The sequence below is a fragment of the Pseudarthrobacter sp. SORGH_AS 212 genome (genome assembly GCF_030818145.1).
Taxonomy (GTDB): domain Bacteria; phylum Actinomycetota; class Actinomycetes; order Actinomycetales; family Micrococcaceae; genus Arthrobacter.
Window position 1 is genome coordinate 3,521,446 of sequence record NZ_JAUTAA010000001.1, and the last position, 22,861, is coordinate 3,544,306.

The 22,861-nt window shown below is 66.5% G+C and carries 22 protein-coding genes and 1 pseudogene; 15 read left to right on the forward strand and 8 right to left on the reverse strand.

Annotated elements, in window-relative coordinates; translation table 11 throughout:
- Both QE394_RS16165 and QE394_RS16170 read left to right on the forward strand, forming a co-directional pair.
- Nucleotides 1-1,107 (forward strand): AAA family ATPase, encoded by a 1,107-nt coding sequence (locus QE394_RS16165; RefSeq protein ID WP_349035065.1) that lies wholly within the window; start codon nucleotides 1-3, stop codon nucleotides 1,105-1,107.
- Nucleotides 1,104-1,859: an NUDIX hydrolase gene (locus tag QE394_RS16170; RefSeq protein WP_349035066.1), complete on the forward strand. Its 756-nt coding sequence runs from the start codon at nucleotides 1,104-1,106 to the stop codon at nucleotides 1,857-1,859. Before QE394_RS16165 ends, QE394_RS16170 begins: the two co-directional genes overlap by 4 nt.
- 39 nt (nucleotides 1,860-1,898) lie before the next feature.
- On the opposite strand, the gene corA is transcribed toward QE394_RS16170, so the two are convergent.
- On the reverse strand, nucleotides 1,899-2,894 hold the full coding sequence (corA, locus tag QE394_RS16175; protein ID WP_056075119.1) for a magnesium/cobalt transporter CorA: 996 nt from the start codon (nucleotides 2,892-2,894) through the stop codon (nucleotides 1,899-1,901).
- A gap of 10 nt (nucleotides 2,895-2,904) precedes the next feature.
- Nucleotides 2,905-3,390: an Lrp/AsnC family transcriptional regulator gene (locus tag QE394_RS16180; protein ID WP_056075115.1), complete on the reverse strand. Its 486-nt coding sequence runs from the start codon at nucleotides 3,388-3,390 to the stop codon at nucleotides 2,905-2,907.
- A gap of 169 nt (nucleotides 3,391-3,559) precedes the next feature.
- On the opposite strand from QE394_RS16180, the gene QE394_RS16185 reads away from it, so the two are divergent.
- Nucleotides 3,560-4,798 (forward strand): MFS transporter, encoded by a 1,239-nt coding sequence (locus QE394_RS16185; protein WP_056075112.1) that lies wholly within the window; start codon nucleotides 3,560-3,562, stop codon nucleotides 4,796-4,798.
- 13 nt (nucleotides 4,799-4,811) lie between these two features.
- Here the strand turns inward: QE394_RS16185 and QE394_RS16190 are convergent, their stop codons facing one another.
- Nucleotides 4,812-5,309, reverse strand: coding sequence for an Lrp/AsnC family transcriptional regulator (locus tag QE394_RS16190; protein ID WP_056076353.1), 498 nt, complete (start codon nucleotides 5,307-5,309; stop codon nucleotides 4,812-4,814).
- A gap of 155 nt (nucleotides 5,310-5,464) precedes the next feature.
- Nucleotides 5,465-6,709: an MFS transporter gene (locus QE394_RS16195; protein WP_349035067.1), complete on the reverse strand. Its 1,245-nt coding sequence runs from the start codon at nucleotides 6,707-6,709 to the stop codon at nucleotides 5,465-5,467.
- Nucleotides 6,710-6,803: 94 nt separating this feature from the next.
- Between QE394_RS16195 and QE394_RS16200 the strand changes: the two genes are divergently transcribed.
- A complete protein-coding gene (locus QE394_RS16200; RefSeq protein WP_349035422.1) occupies nucleotides 6,804-7,781 on the forward strand; it encodes a LysR family transcriptional regulator in 978 nt (325 codons plus the stop codon).
- A 71-nt stretch (nucleotides 7,782-7,852) separates the two neighbouring features.
- On the forward strand, nucleotides 7,853-8,803 hold the full coding sequence (locus tag QE394_RS16205) for a BadF/BadG/BcrA/BcrD ATPase family protein (RefSeq protein ID WP_349035068.1): 951 nt from the start codon (nucleotides 7,853-7,855) through the stop codon (nucleotides 8,801-8,803).
- A 19-nt stretch (nucleotides 8,804-8,822) separates the two neighbouring features.
- On the opposite strand, the pseudogene QE394_RS16210 reads toward QE394_RS16205, so the two are convergent.
- A pseudogene (locus QE394_RS16210) lies at nucleotides 8,823-9,843 on the reverse strand (pirin family protein).
- 218 nt (nucleotides 9,844-10,061) lie between these two features.
- Between QE394_RS16210 and QE394_RS16215 the strand changes: the two are divergent.
- The 6 genes from QE394_RS16215 (at nucleotide 10,062) to QE394_RS16240 (ending at nucleotide 15,847) form a co-directional block, all read left to right on the forward strand.
- Nucleotides 10,062-11,162 (forward strand): ATP-binding cassette domain-containing protein, encoded by a 1,101-nt coding sequence (locus tag QE394_RS16215; protein WP_349035069.1) that lies wholly within the window; start codon nucleotides 10,062-10,064, stop codon nucleotides 11,160-11,162.
- Entirely contained in the window at nucleotides 11,162-11,887 is a 726-nt protein-coding gene (locus QE394_RS16220) for an ABC transporter permease (protein ID WP_349035070.1), read from the forward strand. The genes QE394_RS16215 and QE394_RS16220 overlap by 1 nt, the downstream gene beginning before the upstream one ends.
- The gene (locus QE394_RS16225; protein ID WP_056075092.1) at nucleotides 11,884-12,630 is read left to right on the forward strand and encodes an ABC transporter permease; all 747 of its coding nucleotides are present in this window, start codon (nucleotides 11,884-11,886) and stop codon (nucleotides 12,628-12,630) included. Before QE394_RS16220 ends, QE394_RS16225 begins: the two co-directional genes overlap by 4 nt.
- Complete coding sequence (locus QE394_RS16230) at nucleotides 12,627-13,589, forward strand: ABC transporter substrate-binding protein (protein WP_056075089.1); 963 nt, start codon at nucleotides 12,627-12,629, stop codon at nucleotides 13,587-13,589. The genes QE394_RS16225 and QE394_RS16230 overlap by 4 nt, the downstream gene beginning before the upstream one ends.
- Before the next feature lie 133 nt (nucleotides 13,590-13,722).
- Nucleotides 13,723-14,943 (forward strand): pyridoxal phosphate-dependent aminotransferase, encoded by a 1,221-nt coding sequence (locus QE394_RS16235; RefSeq protein ID WP_349035071.1) that lies wholly within the window; start codon nucleotides 13,723-13,725, stop codon nucleotides 14,941-14,943.
- 49 nt (nucleotides 14,944-14,992) lie between these two features.
- Nucleotides 14,993-15,847, forward strand: a complete 855-nt coding sequence (locus QE394_RS16240; RefSeq protein ID WP_056075084.1) for a polyphosphate kinase 2 family protein — start codon at nucleotides 14,993-14,995, stop codon at nucleotides 15,845-15,847.
- Nucleotides 15,848-15,872: 25 nt separating this feature from the next.
- On the opposite strand, the gene QE394_RS16245 is transcribed toward QE394_RS16240, so the two are convergent.
- Both QE394_RS16245 and xseA read right to left on the reverse strand, forming a co-directional pair.
- Nucleotides 15,873-16,091, reverse strand: coding sequence for an exodeoxyribonuclease VII small subunit (locus QE394_RS16245; protein WP_056075081.1), 219 nt, complete (start codon nucleotides 16,089-16,091; stop codon nucleotides 15,873-15,875).
- A complete protein-coding gene (gene xseA / locus QE394_RS16250) occupies nucleotides 16,088-17,434 on the reverse strand; it encodes an exodeoxyribonuclease VII large subunit (protein WP_349035072.1) in 1,347 nt (448 codons plus the stop codon). Before xseA ends, QE394_RS16245 begins: the two co-directional genes overlap by 4 nt.
- 221 nt (nucleotides 17,435-17,655) lie before the next feature.
- Here xseA and QE394_RS16255 point away from each other — a divergent pair, with 221 nt between their 5' ends.
- A complete protein-coding gene (locus QE394_RS16255; protein ID WP_349035073.1) occupies nucleotides 17,656-18,507 on the forward strand; it encodes a hypothetical protein in 852 nt (283 codons plus the stop codon).
- A 9-nt stretch (nucleotides 18,508-18,516) separates the two neighbouring features.
- On the forward strand, nucleotides 18,517-19,596 hold the full coding sequence (locus QE394_RS16260; RefSeq protein WP_056075073.1) for a 4-hydroxy-3-methylbut-2-enyl diphosphate reductase: 1,080 nt from the start codon (nucleotides 18,517-18,519) through the stop codon (nucleotides 19,594-19,596).
- A gap of 11 nt (nucleotides 19,597-19,607) precedes the next feature.
- Here the strand turns inward: QE394_RS16260 and QE394_RS16265 are convergent, their stop codons facing one another.
- Complete coding sequence (locus QE394_RS16265; protein ID WP_349035074.1) at nucleotides 19,608-20,849, reverse strand: DNA recombination protein RmuC; 1,242 nt, start codon at nucleotides 20,847-20,849, stop codon at nucleotides 19,608-19,610.
- A gap of 90 nt (nucleotides 20,850-20,939) precedes the next feature.
- Between QE394_RS16265 and ychF the strand changes: the two genes are divergently transcribed.
- Together ychF and QE394_RS16275 are read left to right on the forward strand one after the other, a co-directional pair.
- Nucleotides 20,940-22,025, forward strand: coding sequence for a redox-regulated ATPase YchF (gene ychF, locus QE394_RS16270; RefSeq protein ID WP_056076350.1), 1,086 nt, complete (start codon nucleotides 20,940-20,942; stop codon nucleotides 22,023-22,025).
- A 179-nt stretch (nucleotides 22,026-22,204) separates the two neighbouring features.
- A complete protein-coding gene (locus QE394_RS16275) occupies nucleotides 22,205-22,858 on the forward strand; it encodes an SDR family NAD(P)-dependent oxidoreductase (protein ID WP_349035075.1) in 654 nt (217 codons plus the stop codon).
- Nucleotides 22,859-22,861 lie beyond the last annotated feature (3 nt).

Sequence of the window (22,861 nt, forward strand, 5' to 3'; positions counted from 1 at the left end):
ATGTTTACCCAGTCCATGGTCATCGGCAAGTTCTACCCGCCGCACGCCGGCCACGCCCACCTCATTGCCACGGCCGCCTCGCAGTCCGAAAAGGTGGTGGTCCTCGTCCTGGGAACGCGCTTTGAGTCCATCACCGTCGCCGATCGCGCCAGATGGCTGGCCGCCGAATTTGAAGACACCAACGTCCAGGTCATCGGCATGCCGAACGACTGCCCGGAGGACTACCACTCCGACGCCATCTGGAAAGCCCAGAACGAGCTCATGCGCCTGGCCCTGAAGACCCATGGGATCACCGCCGTCGACGCCGTCTTCAGTTCCGAAGCCTATGGCACCCGGCTGGCGGGCTACTTCGGCGCCGACCACGTGCTCGTCGACCAGTCCCGCGCCACCTACCCGATCAGCGGCACCATCTGCCGTGACAGCCCCGCCGCAGCCTGGCCGTACGTGGTGGCCCCGGCCCGGCAGGAACTGGCCACCCGGATCATTGTTGTCGGCGCGGAGTCCACCGGCACCACCACCCTCACCCGGGCCCTGATGGATCACTACCGGGCGCGGTTCCCGCTGATCGCCGATGTACCCGAATACGGCCGCGCCTACACCTATGAAAAGTTCGACGCCCTGCGGGCCGGGAAGCCGGACGCGGCATTGGCCGATATGGTGTGGACTGCGCGGGACTTCAGCGTCATCGGCGCGCGCCAAAACGAGCTGGAGAACGCGGCGGCCGATACCTGTCCGCTGGTCATCGCCGACACCGATGCCTTGGCCACCACCTTGTGGGAACGGTATTACCTGGGGGAGCGCAGCTATGGCTCCTATCACGCCATGGATACCCTGCCGCGCCGGGATCTGTACCTGGTCACCGACGATGAAGGCGTGCCGTTCGAAGACGACGGCTGGCGGGAAGGTGAACACCGCCGTGCCGATATGACCGAATGGTTCAAGGAGACCCTGACAGCGGAAGGACACTCCTGGATCCTGGTTACCGGCAGCCACGAACGGCGCATGAAAACCGCCACTGACGTCATAGACCTGGTCCTCGCCCAGCGGAACGCCTACACGTCCCCGCCCTGGGCCACCCGGACCGTCCTGGAAGGGGCGCCGGCATGAGTGACTCCAACGCCGAGCGGGACTACCTTGATTCCTACCGGCCCGGTGACTACCCGTCCGTCGCCCTGACCGCAGACCTGGTGGTCTTCGCCGTCACCGGCGGCGTCCTCCGCGCCGCCCTGGTCCGCCGCGGCACCCACCCCTTCAAGAGCCGGCTGGCCCTGCCGGGTGGATTCGTCGGGCCCCGGGAATCAGCGGAGGCAGCCGCCGGTCGCGAGCTTTCCGAGGAAACCGGGCTGGACCTGGGAACACTGCCGGTCCACCTCGAACAGCTGGCAACATACAGCGCCCCTGGGCGCGACCCCCGGATGCGGGTCGTTTCCGTTGCCCATCTGGTCCTGCTGGCGACGGACGGCGCAACCCTTCCCGCCGTCTCGGCCGGGACCGATGCCGCCGGTGCCGACTGGTACCCGGTCCACGAAGTGCTCGCCGGCAGCATTGGCGAATCCCTGGCTTTTGACCATTTGCAGATCCTCACGGAGGGCCTGCAGCGGCTCGCCGGCAAGATGGAATACACCACCGTCGCAGCGAGGCTCCTCCCCGAAGAGTTCACGCTCACCCAGCTGCGCACCGTTTACGAGGCGGTGTGGAATGCCCCGCTGGCGGCAGGAAACTTCACCCGCAAGATGACACCCCAGTTGGAAGACACCGGAAGGAAGGCCCGCGCGTCGACCGGCGGAGCGCCCGCTGCACTGTTTACGGCAACGGACAGGTACGTCCACCCGCCGCTGTCACGGCCCAGGCAGGAGTGACGCCCGCGTCCCGCAGGATGCTGTTGGGGTACCGCCCTGCTAAAGCCAGCCCTTGCGTTTGAAGATTCCGTACATCAGTCCTGCGGCGGCCACCATCAGGACAAGCGCCATGGGGTAGCCGAAACCCCAGTGCAGTTCGGGCATATGGTCAAAGTTCATGCCGTAGACGCCTGCCACAAAGGACGGCGCGAACAGAATCGCTGCCCAGGACGAAATCTTTTTCACCTGTTCGTTCTGTTCGGCGCTCGCCTCGTTCTGCCGGTTGGCGGTGAGGGTCCCGTCCAGGGTCAGGGCGTTCTGCAGCAGGTCCCGGAACGAATCGGCCCGGGAAATGACCCGCTCGGCGTGGTCCTCCACGTCCCGCAAGCTGTGCTGGAGTTCGGTATCCACTCCGTACTTCGCAAACCCACGCTTGAGCTGGTGCATCATGTCCGGCAGCGGGTGGATCGCGCGCTGGAACTGGATGACCTCACGGGCCAGTTCGTAGATCCGGCGCGAAACGTTGCTGTCGCCGCTGAACAACTGGTCCTCGATCTCATCGATGTCGTTTTCCAGGCCGGCCACTACGGGGGCATAGTCGTCGACCACGCGGTCCAGCAAGGCATAAAGCACCGCTTCGGGCCCATGCCGCAGGAGTTCAGGACGGGCCTCGAGCCGCTGCCGAACCCGGGCCACGCCGGCCATCTCCGCGTGCCGGACGGTAACCACGAAGTTCTTTCCGGTGAAGATGTGGAGTTCGCCGAACTCCACCGTCTCGCTCGCATCGAGGTAGCGCGCCGGCCGCAGCACGGTGAAGAGGTTGTCGTCGTAGCGTTCCATCTTGGGGCGCTGGTGCGCCGAAATGGCGTCCTCAACGGCCAGTTCATGGAGCCCGAACTCGGCAGCTACGGCAGCCATCTCCTCCGCGGTGGGCCTGTACAAACCGATCCACGCCATGCCGCCGTGCCGGGCCAGGGTTTCGAACGTCTGTTCAAGGCTTTCCGGCTCCGCATGGCGGGCGCCGTCCACGTACACGGCGTTATCGATGATGGTCATTCAGGAAATCCTAGCGGCCGGCGGCTGCCGAACTGCTCAGGCCGCTGATGAGGGGTTCGGTCCGGTACGGGATGTGGGTGTGCAGGGCCAACACTGTTTCGGTACGGATGACGCCTTTGATCCTCAGTACCTGGCGCAGCGATGACTGGAGGTTGTGCGTATCCGTTGCCACCACCCGGCACCAGACATCGCCGCGCCCGGAAATTTCGTGCACTTCCAGTACCTGCGGAATCAGCCTGAGGGCTCCCACAACGCCGTCCAGTTCCCGGTGTGACACTTCGATGGTGACGAAGGCCACGACGTCGTAGCCCACGGCTTCCAGGTCCACTTCCCGCCCGCCGGGCCGGAGGACGCCGGTCCTGATCAGGCGCCGCACCCGCGTCTGTGCCGTATTCCGGGCAATACCCACAGCATCGCTGAGTTCACCCACCTGGATCCGGGGGTCCCGGATGAGGGCCAGCAGGATCTTCAGGTCGGTGGCATCCAGATTGTTCAAATGCTCATTCTCCGTCACTCACTCGCGGCATCTTTGATGATTATGCTCAATTCTCGCACTTGTTTCCGATCAAAGGGGCAGCAGTGCCGCACTCTGGAGCCACACCTGAATTTCCCCCGCGCGGCACCCCACAAGGACCACCCGTGCGGCCAACCCCGGAGGCAGCACTATGACGGTCTTCAGCGAACTGCGGATGCGCCCTGCGACGGCGTCCGGCTGGAACGCCTCGACCACTGCCCGGCTGGTGATCTCCGGCGCGGTGATTTTCGCCTTGCTGGTGGGGGCCAACCTCGCCACACCGCTGTACCCGCTGCTGCAGGCATCGTTGGGCCTTTCCGCGCTGGACGTCACTGCGGCGTTCGCCAGCTACGTCCTGGCCCTGGTGGCCACCCTGATGCTGGCCGGGCACTGGTCGGACCACATCGGCCGCAGGGCCGCGCTGCTCCTGGCTGTGCTGGGCGGCCTCGCCGGCAACCTTGTCTTCGCCGAAGCCCACACTTTGGCAGGATTGTGCGCAGGCCGTGCCCTGCAGGGGATCGCTGTTGCGCTGGCAACGGGCGCCAGCGCGGCCGCCCTGCGCGAGCTGCTGCCCTCCCGCCCGGAGTGGGCATCGCGCTTCACGCTGCTGGCTTCTTCCGGGGGAGTCGCTGCGGGCCCAGCCATCGGCGGTTTGCTGTCCCTGCTGCCGGGCGCCACCACGGCACCCTACGGCGTGCATTCCGTGGTCCTCGCCGGTTTGCTGGTTCCGCTCTTCCTCATCCGGGCACGTCCGGCCATTGCCCTCCCGGCCGTATCCCGGCCGCTCCAGGCCCTCGCCCCGCGCCGCCCGGCGGTGTCCCGTAATGCGCGGGGGGCCTTCTGGCTTGCTTCCGGCGTGGGCTTCCTGAGTTTCGCCGTGTTCGGGTTTTCCCTTTCCCTCGCGCCCGGGTACTTTGCCCGGGTCCTGGAGACTGATTCCCGGCCCCTGATCGGTGTCCTGGCCGGTTTGCCGCTGGCGGCATCGGCCTTCAGCCAGTTGCTCACCGTGCGGGGCCGGCTTGTTGTTCCGGCGGGCCTTGCCGTCCTGGGAGCATCGGTGGTCCTGCTGGGGACTGCCGGGGCCCTGCACAGCCCGCTGCTGCTGGTGGCCGCCTGCGTGGCCGCGGGGATGGGGCAGGGGCTGGCTTTCCGCACGGTCTTCAATGACGTTGCAGGCAAGGTGGAGCCCGCCCGCCATGCCCAGGTGATCAGCACGGTTTACGTCATCACATACCTGGGCAGCGCCGTACCGGTTCTGGGCCTGGGATGGGCGTCGGGCATGGTGGGACAGCCTGCGGCCGTGCTCGGCTTCGTTGTGGTGTGCGGCGCCGCAGCGCTGGTCCTGGCCGGCCTTACGCTGGCGCGGGCGTTGCGCGGCCGCCACTCCTGACGGCAGTAACCCGTCAGTTGGGCAGTGGCCCGTGGTTGCCCTGGATGTGCTCGAAAACCAGTGTGGTTTCGGTATGGCCCACCACGGGATCGGTGGCCAGGTTGTCGAGCACCCAGTCACGCAGGTCCTCGGTGCTGCCGACGGCGATGTGCAGCAGGTAATCCACCGAACCTGAGGTGTGGAAGGTGGACAGCACCGCCGGCAGGTGCGGGACCCGTGCGGTGAAACGGTCGATCTGGTCACGGTCGTGGGCGCGCAACCGGACAGCCACCAGTGCCTGCACGGACCTGCCGATGGCCGAAAGGCTCAGCTTGGCTTCATAGCCCTTGACGATCCCGCGTTCGGAGAGCGCCCGGGTACGCATCAGGGCAGTGGACGGCGCGATGCCCACCATTTCGGCGAGCTGCTTGTTCGAGATCCGCGCGTCGGCCACCAGCGCGGCAAGGAGGCGCTCGTCGATGGCATCCAGCGGTTCCAGGGGTGCTCCGGGCCTGGGGTGCCGGGGATTCATGCTCACTGCGGGTTCCTTCCAACGGTCCTGCATTCATCCTAGACCGCCGGAACCGCCCTCCCGGGCCCTGCAAGGCCACTCACACCGAATATCTGCGTTCCCATCAGTGCCTGCGAAGGACTTAATTCGTTGCACATGGAGGCGCCGGGGCGCGTTCAGGCCACCGCGGGCTCGCGCCGGGGATGGACGACGGCGACAATCGCCGCCGTGAGGCAGGCCAGCAGCATGACGGCTGCTGCCAGTGCGTTCCAGCCCAGGGACTGGAACAACAGGCCACCCGCCCAGCCGAGCACGCTGGATCCCAGGTAGTAGGCCAGGTTGTACAGCGATGCCGCCTGGGCCCGGCCGGACGTGGCGATGGCTCCCGTCCACCCGGCCCCGATGCTGTGGGCCGCGAAGAAGCCGCCGGTGAAGACCACCAGGCCGGCAAGGATCAGGGCCAGGGACTGCGTCAGTGTCAGGGCAAGCCCGCCCACTGCCAGCGCAAGGCCCGCCAGGAGGACGGACCGGCGGCCGAAGCGCATGGTCAGCCCGGCAGCCCAGCGGGAGGTGACGGTCCCGGACAGGTAGGCAAGGAAAATCAGGCTGATCAGGGTGGCGGGCAGGGTGAATGGCTCGCCGGACAACCGGAACCCCAAGTAGTTGTACACAGCCACGAAGCCACCCATCATGAGGAAGGCCTGGAGATAGAGCGCCAGCAGCCGGCCATGGCGTACATGCCCGGCAATCGTCCTGAAGGCCCCGCGCAGGCCAGTACCCCCGGATGCCACGAAACCCCGCGCTTTGGGGACCAGCAGCAGGAAGGCCACAGCTGCCAGCGTGGCCAGGACGGACACCGCCAGGGCTGCTGCGCGCCAGCCCCACAATTCACCCGCCGGTCCTGCCACCAGCCTTCCGGCCAGGCCGCCAAGGGTGGTGCCTGCCACGTAGCTTCCGGCAGCGACGGCGGCGTGCGCCTTTGTTACTTCCTCGTTCAGGTAGGCGATGGCAATGGCCGGGATACCGCCCAGCGCCATTCCTTCCAGCAGGCGCAGGGCCAGCAGGATCTGGAAACTGCCGGCCAGGGGAACCAGGAGGCCCAGGACTGTGGCAACGCTGATTCCCCACGTCATGGCACGGACCCTGCCGATCCTGTCGGCGAGGAAAGACCAGGGGATGACAGTCACGGCAAGTCCCACGGTGGCCAGCGAGATGGTCAGCGCCGCTTCTGCGGCGCTGATTCGAAGGTCGGAGGCGAGCAGGGGCAGCACCGCCTGCGTGGAGTAGAGCTGGGCGAAGGTGGCAACACCGGCGAAGGACAGGCCGGCGAGGATCCTCCCGTAGGCGGCGGACCCCTTCGCATGCCCGGTCCAGCGCGGCGGCGAGGCGTGGGTGCCTGCAAGGCTGGTGTCTGGTGGCATGGGGTAAGCGTAGCCCCGGGCTAATAGATGCTTCCAATGCATTATTCATGTAAGACTCATAGCAACATTGGATGAGTTTGAGAGGGCAGGGCTGATGGAACCGGACCGGAAACAACTGGTGCAGCTGCTTCCGCTTCTCCCCGTACTGTCCGAGCTGGGCCGCACGGAGCACATCACCGGGACGGCGGAAGTCCTGGGAGTACCCCAGTCCACGGTGAGCCGGGCCATCGCCCGGGCAAGCGCCGTCGTCGGAACCGAACTCCTGGTCCGCGACGGAAGGGGAGTCCGCCTGACCCCCGCCGCCCGGACCCTCCTGCCCTACATCGAGAACGCCCTGGAAGAATTCCGGACGGGGCTGGACGTGGTGCGCAACGAATCGGATGTGGCCAGGGGCAGGATCGCGGTGTCGTTCCAGCACACGTTCGGCGAGGGGACACTGCCCCTGCTCATCAGCGCCTTCCGCAGCAGGCACCCGGGAGCGGCCTTTACGCTGAGCCAGGGCGCCCGGAACGCATGCCTCGAAGAACTGGCATCCGGTGAGTCCGACCTCGCCCTCACCGCCCCGGCAGCACCTGCCGGCCGCCACCTGGAATCGGCGCCGCTCTACCGGGAGCCGCTGCGCCTGGTGGTGCACCATACCCACCGCCTCGCGGGCAGGCCGACGGCGGAGCTTGCCGACATCATGACGGAACCATTCGTGGCCCTCGGCTCCGGATACGGGCTGCGGTCCCTGACTGACGCGCTGTTCAAAGAGGCCGGCTACCGGCCCCGGATAGCATTCGAAAGCCAGGACTCCCACACGGTCCGCGGGCTCGTCTCGGCCGGACTCGGCGTCAGCATCCTGCCTCCAGGCGGTGACGCGCCCGGCCGCACCGTGAGCCCGGAAACCGGCAACCTCGGGTGGGTGGAAGTACCGCTGGGTTCGGCGCTCGCCGTTCGCGAAGTGGGCCTGTCCTGGCGCCGGGCCAAGGCCGACGCCGAACCTGCGTCCGTGCGCCTGTTCCGGGAGATGGTGGTGACCGAGGGTCCCCGGCTGCTGGCCGGCCTGGTAAGGCACCACACCGAACACTGAGAGCATCGGCAGTGACATTCCCGGCATGCCGCAGCTGCCTCGCTGCCCGTTCCGGACAGTAGTCTTGTGACGTGCAAAACAGCGAACAAACCCCTGCCGTTCCCGCCCAGAAGTCCGGAGTGCCCGGCGCCGGCCCGCTGGCCGGCATCATTATCGGCCTCGACATCGGCGGCACCAAGACCCGCGGAATCCGGTTCGAAGACGGGACGCCGGCGGCTGACGAATCCGTGGGAAGCTCCAACGTCCAGAACGTCAGCCGCGACGAGGCCGCACGCAACATTGCTGAGCTGTTTGCCCGGATCGGTAAGGGGCCGGTGTCCCGCGTCTACGCCGGCTCCGGCGGCATCGATACCGCCGAGGACGCCGAAGCCCTGGCCGCCCTGATCAGGCCGCACGTTCCCGGCGCCGTAGTCACGGTGGTGCACGATTCCCGCCTGCTGCTGGCAGCCGGACGGGCCCGAACCGGAGTGGCGGTTATCGCCGGCACCGGCTCGGCAGCGTGGGGGAAGAACGCCGACGGCGCCGAAGCCCGGGCCGGAGGGTGGGGTTACCTGCTCGGCGACGAAGGCAGCGGATACTGGCTGGGCCGGGAGGCGGTCCGCCACAGCCTCCGCCGGATGGACCAGGGACTGGCTGTCGATGCGCTCACTGCAGCGCTGCTGGAGTCATGCGGAGTGGACCACCCCAACCGGCTCATTGCCATGTTCCACTCACCGGACACCGGCCGCAGGTTTTGGGCCCAGCAGGCACGGCATGTGGTGGAGGCAGCCGCCCGGGGGCACCAGGAAAGCCGGGACATGCTGGACCAGGCCGGCAAGGACCTTGCAGGCCTGGCCCTCCAGGTCCTTCGCCAGCTGGGAATCAACGGTCCCGTTATCCTCGGCAGCGGCCTGGGCATGAACGTGGTACCCCTCCAGGAGGCGTTCCGGCGCCACCTCGCTGAAGGGGGCGCGGCCGACGTCAGGGTGCTGGACCAGGAACCTGTTTTCGGGGTGCTCCAGCTGGTGGCCGAGCCCGCCTGACGGCCACGGCCGCCCGGCATCAGTCCCGGGCGGTCCGCTTGCGCGGCGTCAGCCGGACGCCTGGAAGCGGCGGAGCCGGTATCCGGCCGGCTTCAGCGCCGGCGTCCGGACCGTGGCCGGGAACCAACCCGTAGCGTGCGGCTGCCGCGTGGTCACCGGCCAGGCCTGCTTGCGCTTCCCAGTCCCCGCGTGCCTGTTCCACTTCATCATGGGTGCGGCCCACGAAGTTTCCACCACATCAGCAGTTCCTCCCGGAATGGCTCCCCGCCGATGAGCAGGAACCGGGTACCGGGATCTGCCTGCAGCCGAAGCTCCTTTCGGCCCGTACCCAAGTAGCCCAGCGGCCCCGGCGGAAGCTCCTGCCCGTCCAGGCGCAGCCCGCCGTCGAGCACCAGGATGCCGTGTTCAAACTCCGGCTCCAGCGGCAGGACGGCATCGCCGCCGCAGGAGACGTCAGCCCCAACGATGGGTGAGAACATCGTGGCAGGCGAGGACACGCCGTCGAATGTTCCCACCATGACGGTCGCGGTGAAACCGGCGCCGGTGGCCCGCGGCAACTCCCGGTGCTGTTCAAACGCCGGCGCGCAGTGCCGGTCCGCGTCAGGAAGCGCAACCCACAACTGGAGGCCGCGCTGTACAGGCAGGACGCCGTCCTGCGGCAGGACCGCGAACTCCGAGTGGGAAACGCCGTGGCCCGCCGTCATGATGTTCAGTTCACCGGGCCGGACCACCACGTCGCTGCCCACGCTGTCGCGGTGCCGGATGTTCCCCGCCAGCGGCCAGGTCACCGTCTGCAGCCCGATGTGCGGGTGCGGCAGGACCGACATGGCCGTCCGGTCCGGGCCGAAGCTGTCCAGGAAGCACCAGGCACCGATGGTCGGCAGGCCGCGCTGCGGGAGGGTCCGCCGGACGTTCATGGCGCGCACCCCGCCGAGCGGCACTTCCCGCTCAGGCCACAGCTGCAGGCACGGGCCGGACGGACCCTCTGCGGCGGCCGGGGGACAGACTTCCTGCTGCGGCGATACTTCCAAGTTGGTCACCCTCCCACTTTAGGGCCGTGGCGTGTTGCCGTGCGGCAGCGGTGTCCCATCCGAACCGCGTCCGGCTGCGAATGGTCACAGTAGGGATTCCTTTGTCCGGATCCGTGCCGCAAACTGCTGTGCGCCGGGCCGGCTTGGGCTACCGTAACTATCAGCGTGCTGATGAACATGTCACGTCGCTTTCAGTGGCATCCGAGCAGAACAGGTAAGTCCGCACCATGGACACATCGATGATCGAATTCCAGAACGTGACCAAGAAGTACCAGGGCGGACAGCCTGCCGTGGACGGCTTGACCATGTCCATCCGCAAAGGCTCCATCACGGTCTTCGTGGGGCCATCCGGCTGCGGAAAAACCACGTCGCTGCGCATGATCAACCGGATGGTGGAGCCCAGCTCCGGAGTGATCACGGTGGACGGCAAAGACGTGACCTCGGCGCCCGCCGCCGAACTGCGGCGTTCCATGGGCTACGTGATGCAGTCCGCGGGGTTGTTGCCGCACCGTTCGGTGCTGGACAACATTGCCACCGTTCCGCGGCTGAACGGCGTCTCGAAAGCCGACGCCCGCAAGCGCGCTGAAGAACTTCTGGACGTCGTGGGCCTTGCCCGGTCCCTCGGGAAGAGGTACCCCGCCCAGCTGTCCGGCGGCCAGCAGCAGCGCGTGGGGGTGGCGCGCGCCCTGGCGGCCGACCCGCCGGTCCTGCTCATGGACGAGCCGTTCAGCGCCGTGGACCCCGTGGTCCGGGAAGAGCTGCAGCAGGAGCTCCTCCGCCTCCAGAAGGACCTGGCCAAGACCATCGTCTTCGTCACCCACGACATCGACGAGGCCACAGTGCTGGGCGATATGGTTGCCGTTTTCGCTGTCGGCGGGAAACTGGCGCAGTACGCCACGCCGGAAGAGATCCTCCGCGCACCGGCCAATGACTTCGTCGCGTCCTTCGTGGGCAGGGACCGCGGGTTCCGCCACCTCGGGTTCACCCCGTCCGACGGCGTCGCCATCCATCCGGTGCCCACGATCATCCGGGGGGCGGCCGGCACCGAGTCCGATCCCGGTGCCGCAGGCGGCTGGCAGCTGGTGGTGGATGCGGACATGCGCCCTCTGGGTTGGGCGGCCCCCGGCACAGACACCGGCCTCATTCCCGGCGGGTCGCTGTTCCGGCCGGAAGAAAGCCTGCGCCGTGCCCTGGACTCGGCCCTGTCCTCGCCTTCCGGCCTGGGCGTAGCCGTTGACGCCTCCGGCAAGGTGCTCGGTGCCGTCCGGGGCGGTGAAGTCCTGGCCCTGATCGAAGAGGCCCGCCAGGTCAGGCAGGCAGCGCTCTGATGGAATGGTTCCTGTCGAACAGCGGCATGGTCTTCGAAAGGGCCGGGCAACACCTGGTCCTCGCCCTCGTCCCCATGGTGCTGGGTCTGATGCTGTCCATCCCGCTGGCGCAGCTCGCACGCAGGAACGCCGCACTGCGGTCCGTGGTGCTGACGTCGAGCTCCCTGCTCTACACCATCCCGTCGCTGGCACTCTTCATCATCCTGCCCACCATCCTGGGCACCCGCGTCCTGGACCCCCTGAACGTGGTGGTGGCCCTGACCATCTACGCGGTGGCACTGCTCGTGCGGGCCGCGCTGGACGCATTCGACTCCGTGGACCAGGAAGTGAGCCAGGCCGCCGTCGCCATGGGATACCGGCCACTCGCGAGGTTCCTGCAGGTTGACCTGCCGCTGTCCCTGCCCGTCATGTTTGCGGGATTGCGGGTGGTGTCCGTCAGCAACATCTCCTTGGTCAGCGTTGCTGCGCTCCTGGGCATCGGTAACCTGGGCATGCTTTTCACCTCCGGCCTGCAACGGGACTTCGTCACCGAAATCGTGGTAGGCATCGTCGCCATCCTGGTGCTGGCGCTGCTGATGGATGCCGTCCTGGTTCTCCTCGAAAGAATCCTCACGCCCTGGGAACGGGCCGGAAAACACACCCGGCCGGGCACGGATGCTGCCGGTGAACCGGCCGATGCCGCCCGGCGCCTTTCCCAGCCGCAGGCCGGAGGGGGCAACGCATGAGCAACGTCTTCACAGATACCTTCGCCTGGCTCGCCGACCCCCTGCACTGGTCCGGAAGCATGGGGATCCCCGTCCGGCTGGCCGAGCACCTGCAATACACAGGCCTGGTGATGCTGATCGCCACAGCGATTGCTGTCCCCGTCGGCCTGTTCGTGGGCCACACCGGAAAAGGGCGGGTGGCGGTGGTGGCCCTGGCAGGCGCCCTGCGGGCGCTGCCCACGCTGGGCCTCCTGACGCTCTTCGTCCTGCTGGCCGGCATCGGCCTCATGCCGCCCGTCTGGGCGCTGGTAATCCTCACCGTTCCGCCACTCCTGGCCGGAACCTATGCCGGAATCTCCAGCGTGGACCGCAACGTCGTGGACGCCGCCCGCGCCATGGGCATGACGGAACTGCAGGTCCTGTTCCGGGCGGAGCTGCCCAATGCCCTGACCGTCATGTTCGGAGGGTTCCGCACGGGCGTGCTCCAGGTGGTGGCCACCGTCTCCGTGGTGGCCTACATCAACCTGGGCGGCCTGGGACGGTACCTCTTCGACGGACTGGTCCTCAGCGACTTCCCCCAGATGCTGGGAGGCTCGTTGCTCATCGCTGGGCTCGCCATCGCCGTCGACCTTGTCCTCGCCCTGTTCCAGAGGCTCTTCCTCACACGCGGGGCCCCGCACAAGCCACGCCGCAGCCAGCAGGCCGCGGCAGATCGTACAGACCCCGTCCCTGCGGAGACTGTCCTACAAGGAGGTAAGTCATGAAAGAAAACCGTCCACTCGGCCTGGGCCGGAGGAGCTTCGGCGGCCTCGCGGCAGGGCTTGGCCTTGCCGTTGCGCTGTCTGCCTGCGGCGGCTCATCTGATCCGCTCAGCAACGCCCCGTCCAGCAACGCCGGTTCCTCCGGTGGCGCAACGTCCCTGACGGTGGGCTCGGCCGACTTCCCCGAGAGCCAGATCATTGCGGAGCTGTATGCCGGTGCGCTGAACGCGGCCGGCGTCACCGCCACCACCAAGCCCAACATCGGTTCGCGCGAGGTCTACTTCAAGGCCGTCCAGGACGGTTCCGTTGACGTGGTTCCGGACTACACCGGCAACCTGCTGCTGTATGTGGACAAGGCAGCCACGGAGGTTTCCGCCGACGACATCTACAAAGCCCTGCCGGACAAGCTGGCCGACGGCCTCGCCGTAGCCGATGCGTCCAAGGCTGAGGACAAGGACGCCATGGTGGTCACCAAGGCCACCGCCGAGAAGTACCAGCTAAAGTCCATCGAGGACCTCGCCAAGGTCTGCAGCGAGATTGTGGTGGGTGCCCCTGCAACGTTCGCCGAACGCGCGTACGGACTGCCCGGGCTCAAGAAGAATTACAACTGCGAGCCCAAGAAGCTGGAACCCTTCAGCGACGGCGGTGGTCCCGTGACCCTGAAGGCGCTCCTCGAAGACCAGGTCCAGGTTGCGGACATCTACACCACCACGCCGTCCATCGCGGACAACGACCTGGTGGTGCTGGAGGATCCGAAGAACAACTTCATTGCCCAGCAGGTGGTACCGCTGTACAACGAAAAAAACATGACGGACAAGGCCAAGGAAGCGTTGAACTCGGTTTCCCGCATCCTGACCACCGATGACCTCATCAACCTTAACCGCGCAGTCAGCGGCAGCCAGAAGCAGAACGCCAAAGACGCTGCGGCCGCCTGGTTGAAGGACAAGGGCATCGTCAAGTAGTTCCCCCGCCCTCAGGGAAGGCTTCGCCATGGCGACGGCGGCTGCCGGACTTCCAAAAGTCCGGCAGCCGCCGTCGTCCGTATGTGGGCGAGGTCTCAGCGGCTGTCCATCCTTCCTGTGGCATATTTGAGGAATGGCAGAATTCAGGCAGTCCACGAAGCTCAACAACGTCCTTTATGACATCCGTGGACCCATCCTGCAGGCCGCCCAGCAAATGGAAGCGGAAGGCCACCGCATCCTCAAGCTGAACATCGGCAATCCCGCCCCGTTCGGCTTCGAGGCCCCCGACGCCATCCTGGTCGACATGATCCGCCACCTCCCGCACGCCCAGGGCTACAGCGATTCCCGTGGCATCTTCTCGGCGCGCACCGCCGTCTCGCAGTACTACCAGACCCGCGGTATCCAGAACATCCACGTGGATGACATCTACCTGGGAAACGGCGTCAGCGAACTGATCACCATGTCGCTGATGGCCCTCCTGGATTCGGGCGACGAAGTCCTCATCCCCACTCCGGACTACCCGCTGTGGACAGCGTCCGTGGCCCTGGCCGGCGGCAAGCCCGTGCACTACCTCTGCGACGAGGAATCCGGCTGGCAGCCCGACCTTGAGGACATGGAAGCGAAGATCACGCCCCGCACCAAGGGCATCGTGGTGATCAACCCCAACAACCCCACCGGCGCCGTTTACCCGGAAAAGACGCTGATGCGGATCGTTGCCCTGGCCGAAAAGCACGGCCTGGTGCTTTTCGCGGATGAAATCTACGAAAAGATCCTCTACGAGGATGCCGTCCACGTGAACATGGCCGGACTGACCGGCGACGACGTGCTCTGCCTGACCTTCAGCGGACTGTCCAAGGCCTACCGGGTGTGCGGGTACCGGGCCGGGTGGATGGCAATCTCCGGCCCCAAGAAGGACGCCGCGGACTACCTCGAGGGCATCAGCCTCCTGGCCAACATGCGCCTGTGCGCCAATGTTCCCGCCCAGCACGCCATCCAGACGGCCCTGGGCGGATATCAAAGCATCAACGACCTCATCCTTCCCGGCGGCCGGCTGCTTGAACAGCGCAACAAGGCCTATGAGATGCTCAACGCCATTCCCGGTGTCAGTACCCAGCAGGCCAAGGGGGCCCTGTACCTGTTCCCGCGGCTCGACCCCGAGGTCTATCACATCCGCGACGACGAGAAGTTTGTCCTGGACCTTCTGCGTGAGCAGAAGATCCTGGTATCGCATGGCCGCGCCTTCAACTGGGTGCGGCCGGACCACTTCCGGATGGTCACCCTGCCCAACGTCAAGGACATCGAAGAAGCTGTCGGCCGGATGGGGGACTTCCTCAGCAGGTACCAGGGGAACTAGCCTGTGCTCACGGGCTCAGCGCCCGTGAGCACAGCGCGAAAGGAAACCCATGGCCGGCCCCGAGACATTCGATGAGCATCCGTCCGAGACGCTTCGGGCGGGGAAGGGGTTCGTCCTCGCCGACGTCGACCCCGATTCCACCCCTGGTTACACCGGAACCAAGGAAGACGGCCGGGCGCTTCTGGCCGGGATGGACAGCACGCTCACCGAACTTCAGGAAAAGCTGTTCGCCGCCTCCCGTTTTGGGAGCCGCAAGAGGGTCCTGCTGATCCTCCAGGCCATGGACACTGCCGGCAAGGGCGGGATCGTCAACCACGTGATGGCGGCCATGGACCCGCAGGGTGTCCAGTTCAAGGCGTTCAAGGCGCCCACGGCTGAGGAGAAGTCCTACGATTTCCTCTGGCGCATCGAGAAGGAAGTGCCGGCAGTGGGCATGGTGGGGGTTTTTGACCGTTCGCACTACGAAGACGTGCTCATCCACCGGGTCCACCGCTGGGCCAGCCCGGATGAAATCAAGCGCCGCTACGTCGCCATCAACGAGTTCGAAGCACGGCTGACGGACTCGGGGACCACCGTGGTGAAGGTCATGCTCCACATCAGCGCGGACGAGCAGAAATCCCGGCTGCTGGCAAGGCTGGACGACCCCTCAAAGCACTGGAAGTACAACAGCGGGGACCTTACCGAGCGGGCGTTCTGGGAAGACTACATGGCGGCTTACCAGGCGGCCATCGATGCGACAAGCACGCCCGAGTCACCGTGGCACGTGGTGCCGGCGAACAAGAAGTGGTACGCCCGGATAGCGGTCCAGCAGCTGCTGCTGGGCGCGATGGCCGGGTTGAACCTGGATTGGCCTAAGGCAGAATTCGATGTCGCCATGGAACGCGAGCTGGTGGTCCGTTCCTAGGCGTTCCGACGGGAGACTTTGGAGCCTACAGCGGCTGGTCCCGGGCAGCGGCGAGCCGCTTGCGGGCGCCTTCCAGCCATTCCTCGCAGCGCGCCGCCAGGGCTTCGCCGCGTTCCCACAGGGCCAGGGACTCCTCGAGGCTGGCGCCGCCTGCCTCAAGGCGGCCAACGACGGCGATGAGCTGTTCGCGTGCTTCCTCGTAGCTCAGTGCGGCGGTGCCGGTTTCCGACGTCTGCTCGGTCATGTTGTTTCTCCCGTATCCGGATGGTGCTGGTCAGGTGCTGGTGGATTGTCTTCAGGACTGCCGGTGCCTGTGGACGTGGCGCCGAAGCGGCCTTCGGCGACGCGGATGGCCAGTGGCTGCCCCGCGGGGGCATCGGCCGGACGCCGCACCACTGCGTGGCCGGAGCCTGGGGACGCCGTGTGTGCCCCGGCGAGCTCCACCACCGCGTACCCGCGGTCCAGCGTTTTCTGGGGGGACAGGGCACGTACCTGGGTCCTTAGGTGCTCCAGCCGGTCACCGGCACGGACCACCGTGGAGTTCACGGCCGTGGACGATCGCCGGAGCAGCCGTTCGATTTCCTCGCTGCGGACAGTGACCAGGCCCTCCGGTGACGCCAGGACAGGACGGGAATGGAGGGAGGCCAACCGGTCGGATTCCCGGTCCACCAGCCGTTCGATGCAGCGGCGCAGCTGTTCCCGGGCCTGCCGGACACCGGCCAGCTCCTCGGAGACCTCCGGAACGATCCGCTTGGCGGCATCCGTGGGAGTGGACGCCCGAAGGTCGGCGACGTCGTCGAGCAGCGGCCGGTCGGCTTCATGCCCGATGGCGCTGACTACGGGCGTCGTTGCCGCCGCCACCGCCCGCACCAGCTCTTCGCTGTTGAACGGCAGCAGGTCCTCCAGTGCCCCGCCGCCCCGGGCGATGACAATGACGTCGACTTCCGGGAGGCCGTCCAGTTCCCGGAGGGCGCGCACCACCTGCGAGACGGCGCTGTTGCCCTGGACCGCCACTTCGCGGATCTCAAATTCAACGGCCGGCCAGCGCAGGGCGGCGTTGCGCACGACATCTTTCTTGGCATCCGAGTCCCGGCCGGTAATGAGGCCGATGCGGTGCGGCAGCAGGGGGAGGGGTCTCTTCCTCGAATCAGCAAACAGGCCCTCCGCTGCGAGGGCCTGCCGGAGCCGTTCGATGCGAGCGAGCAAGTCCCCCAGGCCTACGGGGCGGATATCCCGGACCTGCATGTTCAACCGGCCGGTCTTCAACCAAAACTCTGGCTTGAGCAGGGCCACCACCCGTGATCCGCGCTCCAAGGGAAGATTCTTGCGTTCCAGGACCTTGGTCCACACAGACGCCGGCAGCGACACCTCGGCATCGACGTCGCGCAGGGTCAGGTAGGCGTTGCCTCCCCGGCGGTTCATCTCGATAACCTGGCCCTCCACCCAGGCAGACGGAGTACGGTCGATGTGGATTTTCAGCTTCTGCGAGAGCAACTGCAGGGGCCACGGGTTCTCCGGCGTGGTTTCAGCGGCCGTGGCCGGCAGGGTGGTCGGCGCGGTGTCCGGCAGGGGAGACTGCTCAGACATGCGGGTGCCCCTGCGGGACTGGAACTGCGGGCATGGGGTCCTTTGGTGGCTGTGAAAATCAGGCTGTCAGAAAGTACTGCGTCAGAAAAAGCTGAGTCAGAAAAAGCTGCGGGTACCGGTTCTTCAACCTTATCCATAAGCAATAGCACGCGGGACTGACAGAGCCCGGTCAGGTTACCTGCCTAGGATGGGGTTACCGCCATCAACCTGAAGGACCTGCTGTGCGCACTTTCGTTTCCGCCCTGGCTGCCGTGCTGGGCGTCCTGCTGGCCGCCGTGGCGGTTCCTGCCATCTGGCTGGACCGCAACATCGTCGGTGAAGACGGGTTCGTGAGCCTTGCGGCGCCTATGGGGCAGGACCCGGAATTCCGGCAGCAGCTGGCGACGGCCGCCGTCGGGACCATCGACGCCAGCGCCGTTCCCGGATTCCTGAACGACCTCGTGCAGCCGGTCCTGGAGAACGCCGCAACAACCCTGACCGGCCTTCCCGGCTACCCGGCGGCGTGGGACGAGACACTGCGCAAGAGCCACCGCCTGAGTTTCGCCTCCACGGCCGGCGATGCCGGCGCCGCTGGGCAGGCATCATCCCTGACGCTCGACGTCGCGCCGCTGGTGGCCCTGGGGGTGGAGGAAATTTCCAGGACCAGCGGGATTCCCCTCGATGCGCCCCAGGAGACGCTGATCAACGTCGGCCAGCCGGAACACCGGGAGTGGGTGGAACGCCTCGCCACCTACGCGCCCATGGGGTACCTGCTGGCCATCGGTTCAGGTGTCGCCTTCCTCCTCGCCCTGGTGGCGGCCCGCCGCCGCTGGACAGTGGCGGCTGCTGCCGGTCTTGGTGCGCTCCTGATGGCCGGCGCGTGGAAGCTGGCCACGGATGCCGGAACGGCCAGGGCCCTCGCAACAGACACGGGCAATGACGTGGCCAACCTGTTCCGTGACGGGTTCGTGCCTGCTGCCGCATCCAACTTTGGGGCCTGGACACTGGGCACCGCCGTGGCCGGCGGGGTGCTGCTGGTGCTGGCGCTCGCTGGCGGAGCCGTATCGCGAAGGCGGCCCCGGTCAACCCGGTAGCATGGAGAGATGACCTCCACAGCTGTTTCCCTCTCGATGCCAACCGTCCCGCGTAGGCGCCGCTCGCCCGAGGAAGTAGCAGCTGCAGCGCCCGTCACCGGGGCCAAAAAGGTACTGCTCGCGGCCCCCCGAGGCTACTGCGCGGGAGTGGACCGGGCCGTGATCGCCGTCGAAAAGGCCCTGGAGCACTACGGACCCCCTGTCTACGTCCGCAAGCAGATCGTGCACAACGTCCATGTGGTCAGCTCCCTCGAAGAGAAGGGTGCTGTGTTCGTTGACGAGACGGACGAGGTTCCCGAAGGTGCGCTGGTCATCTTCTCCGCGCACGGAGTGTCACCTGCCGTCGTCGAGTCGGCCGGCCAACGCGGACTGCGCACCATCGACGCCACGTGCCCCCTGGTGACGAAGGTGCACAAGGAAGCCGTCCGGTTTGCCAAGGACGATTTCGACATCCTCCTGATCGGCCACGACGGGCACGAGGAAGTGGAAGGGACCGCGGGCGAAGCGCCCGACCACATCCAGATCATCAACGGCCCCCACGAGGTGGACAAGGTGACAGTCCGTGACCCGGAAAAGGTTATTTGGCTCTCGCAGACCACCCTCAGCGTCGACGAAACCATGGAAACGGTCCGGCTGCTGAAGGCGCGGTTTCCCACCCTGCAGGACCCGCCCAGCGATGACATCTGCTACGCCACCACTAACCGGCAGGTGGCCATCAAGAAGATTTCTCCCCAGGCGGACCTGGTGATTGTGGTGGGGTCCGCAAACTCCTCGAACTCCGTGCGGCTGGTGGAAGTGGCACTGGAATACGGCGCCAAGGCGTCCTACCGCGTCGACTTCGCCAACCAGGTGGACGAAGCATGGTTTGAAGGCGTGGCGACCGTCGGCGTGACCTCGGGGGCCTCCGTTCCCGAGGTGCTGGTCCAGGACGTGCTCCGGCTGCTCGCTGAGTACGGCTACGGAAGCGTGGAAGAAGTGGTCACCGCCGAGGAAGACCTCCTGTTTTCGCTGCCCAAGGAACTCCGCGCAACCCTGAAGCAGGCCGGCGACGTCAGCCGCGCCCTCGGCGGACGCCGGCCGCGCGACTGACGTCCGGCGTCCTACGCGGCGGCCCCGTCCTGTTGGAGCTCGGGGGCTGCAAGGGCGCGGGGTGTGACCTCGACCGGCGCGGGGGAGGCCAGGCCCGCTTCGTCCAGGCTGTTCAGCTTGCGGGCCGTGGGCAGCACCCGGGCCTCCAGCGTTCCCACCAGGGAGTTGTAGCGGTCAACGGACGTCTTCAGCGATGACCCCAGCTTCGTGACGTTCTCTCCCAGCGTTCCCATCCGGTCATAGAGCTGCCTGGCGAGGTCGAACAGTTCCCGCGCACTGTCCGTCAGGACGTCCTGCCGCCACGTGAACGCCACCGACTTCAGCACAGCTAGCAGGGTCCCCGGAGAGGCCAGGACAACGCTCTTGGACAGCGCGTGGTCCAGGAGCGACGCATCGGCTTCAAGGGCAGCCGCAAGAATTGATTCGGCAGGGATGAAGCAGACCACCAGTTCGGGGGAGTTCCCCGGAATGTCCCAGTACCTCTTGTTGCCCAGCGCATCCACGTGGGCCCTGAGCGCCTTTGCGTGGGCAGCCAGGAGCGCCTGCTGTGAACGGCGTTCGGAGACCGACTGGGGTGCCGGCCGCGCGTCGGCGGGATGCGCAAAGTGTGCCGCGGAGGCGCCCATCTCCTGTGCCTCAAGGTAGGCGGACAACGGGACCTTGGCGTCCACCACCAGGATCTTCTCGCCGGGAAGTTGAACCACAAGGTCGGGACGGACTGCGGAGTCGCCGCCGGCGCTGTGCACCTGCTCCACGAAGTCAACGTGGCGCAGCATGCCGGCGGCCTCGACCACCCGCCGCAGCTGTACTTCACCCCACTGGCCCCTTGCGCTGTTGGACCGCAGGGCCGATTCCAGTGCATGCGTGGAGCGCATCAGCTGTTCATCCGAGAGGCGCGCTTCCTGGAGCTGCTGGGCAAGCTGGCCATACTGTTCCACGCGGTCCCGTTCCAGCAGGGCCACCTGCTGCTGGACTGCCGTGAGCTTCTCCGCCACCGGGGCAAGGGCGCGCAGCACGGTGCCGTCCTGGGACCTGGCCTCACCCAGCTCGCGGTTCTGTGCCGCCAAAAGCCGGCGTTCGGCGTCGGCCGCTGCAAACTGCGCGCTTACCTCCGACAGCCGGGCGGACACAGCGTCAAAGTCAGCTTCCACGCCGTGGGTGTTCTTCCGCAGCACAAAGTAGGTGGCGGCCGCACCGGCGAGGGCGCCGGCCAGAAGCATGAAGAGGGCAAGAATCAAGGCAAATCCATCCATGGGTTCACTGTTGCACGGGGCACTGACAATCAACGGGAGTGACATCCACCGGTACGGCCGGACGGGACGCTGCGGGTAGAATCAGTACTCGTGGCTCTTACTATTGGCATCGTCGGACTGCCCAACGTCGGCAAATCAACCCTCTTCAACGCGCTGACCCGCAATCAGGTCCTGGCGGCGAACTATCCGTTCGCCACTATCGAACCGAACGTCGGCGTCGTGAACCTGCCGGATCCCCGGCTGCAGCAGCTTGCCGGGATCTTCAACTCGCAGCGCGTCCTGCCCGCCGCGGTGTCCTTCGTGGACATCGCCGGCATCGTCAAGGGTGCCTCGGAGGGCGAAGGGCTGGGCAACCAGTTCCTGGCGAACATCCGCGAGGCGGAGGCCATCGCCCAGGTGGTGCGCGTGTTCGACGACCCCGATGTCATCCACGTGGACGGCAAAGTTGATCCGCGCTCGGACATGGAGACCATCAACACCGAGCTGATCCTCGCAGACCTGCAGACCATCGAGAAGGCCATTCCCCGGATCGAAAAAGAGGTCAAGATCAAGAAGCGGGAGGCCGCCGAACTGGCTGCCATCAAGGCCGCCCAGACCGTCCTTGAGCGCGGCGACACTATTTTCTCCTCGGTCAAGAGCGACAAGCTTGAGATGGAGCACCTCAAGGAGCTCGGGCTCCTGACGGCCAAGCCGTTCATCTACGTCTTCAACGCGGACGAGGCCATCCTGGGCAGCCAGGAAAAGCAGGACGAACTGCGGGCCCTCGTAGCCCCCGCAGACTGCATCTTCCTCGACGCCAAGCTCGAAGCAGACCTCGTCGAGCTGGACGAGGAAGAAGCCCGCGAAATGCTGGAGATGAACGGTCAGGAAGAGTCCGGCCTGGACCAGCTGGCCCGCGTCGGTTTCCACACCCTCGGGCTGCAGACCTACCTGACGGCGGGTCCCAAGGAAGCGCGCGCCTGGACTATCCGCCAAGGTGACACCGCCCCTCAGGCCGCAGGAGTGATCCACTCGGACTTCCAGCGCGGCTTCATCAAGGCTGAAGTGGTCTCCTTCGCCGACCTCGTCGAGGCCGGTTCCATGGCCGAGGCGAAGTCCCGCGGCAAGGTCCGCATCGAAGGCAAGGAGTACGTCATGTCCGACGGCGACGTGGTGGAGTTCCGCTTCAACGTCTAAGCCCAGAGAATTTCGGGACGGGCCCATCTGCTTCCGCAGATGGGCCCGTTCCTGATGGCTCGCTTGATCCCGGAGGAGCGGGCGAAGCCTGCTTCTTTGCCTGCGCGGTACCGCAGCCGTCCAGCCCCAGGGAACCGACGCGCGCTCGTTACCTGCAGCACGTGGCCTAGGATCTATCCATGACGACTCTTCAGGGAGCGGTTGTTCTGGTAGTCGGCGCCAGCGGCGGACTCGGTTCGCGCATCGCCGATCAGCTGGCGGGAAACGGCGCCATCGTCGCCCGGTCGTCAAAGTCAATGGGGCACGATCTGCGCACGCCCTCCGCGATCCAGGCGGTGCTGGATGACACGAATGCGCGGTACGGGCGTCTCGACGGGCTAGTGGTTGCATCAGGGGTCGTTGCCTTCGGCGCCGCATCAGAACTTGAAGCCGCCACTGTGGACGAACTCTTCGCGGTGAACACGACTGGTCCGATCCACCTCATCACCCAGAGCCAGCCCTACCTCGCGGCCTCCGCACGTGAAGGCCGGGAACCCTTCGTTGTCACACTGAGCGGCGTTGTCGCCGAGGCACCCGTCGCGGGCCTGGCGGCCTACTCAGCGTCGAAGGCCGGGCTCGCGGCCTTCGTTGTCGCAGCGGCCCGTGAGTATCGCCGGGCGGGCATCCGAATCGTGGACGCACGCCCAGGCCACACCGGCACCGCCCTGTCTGAGCATCCGATCGCCGGGACAGCGCCGCGATTCGGCGCGGCGCTGGATCCCGACCTGGTTGCAGCGCGGATTGTTACTGCCATTGCCGACGGCGAGAAGGACCTGCCCAGCACCGCCTTCTAAGCT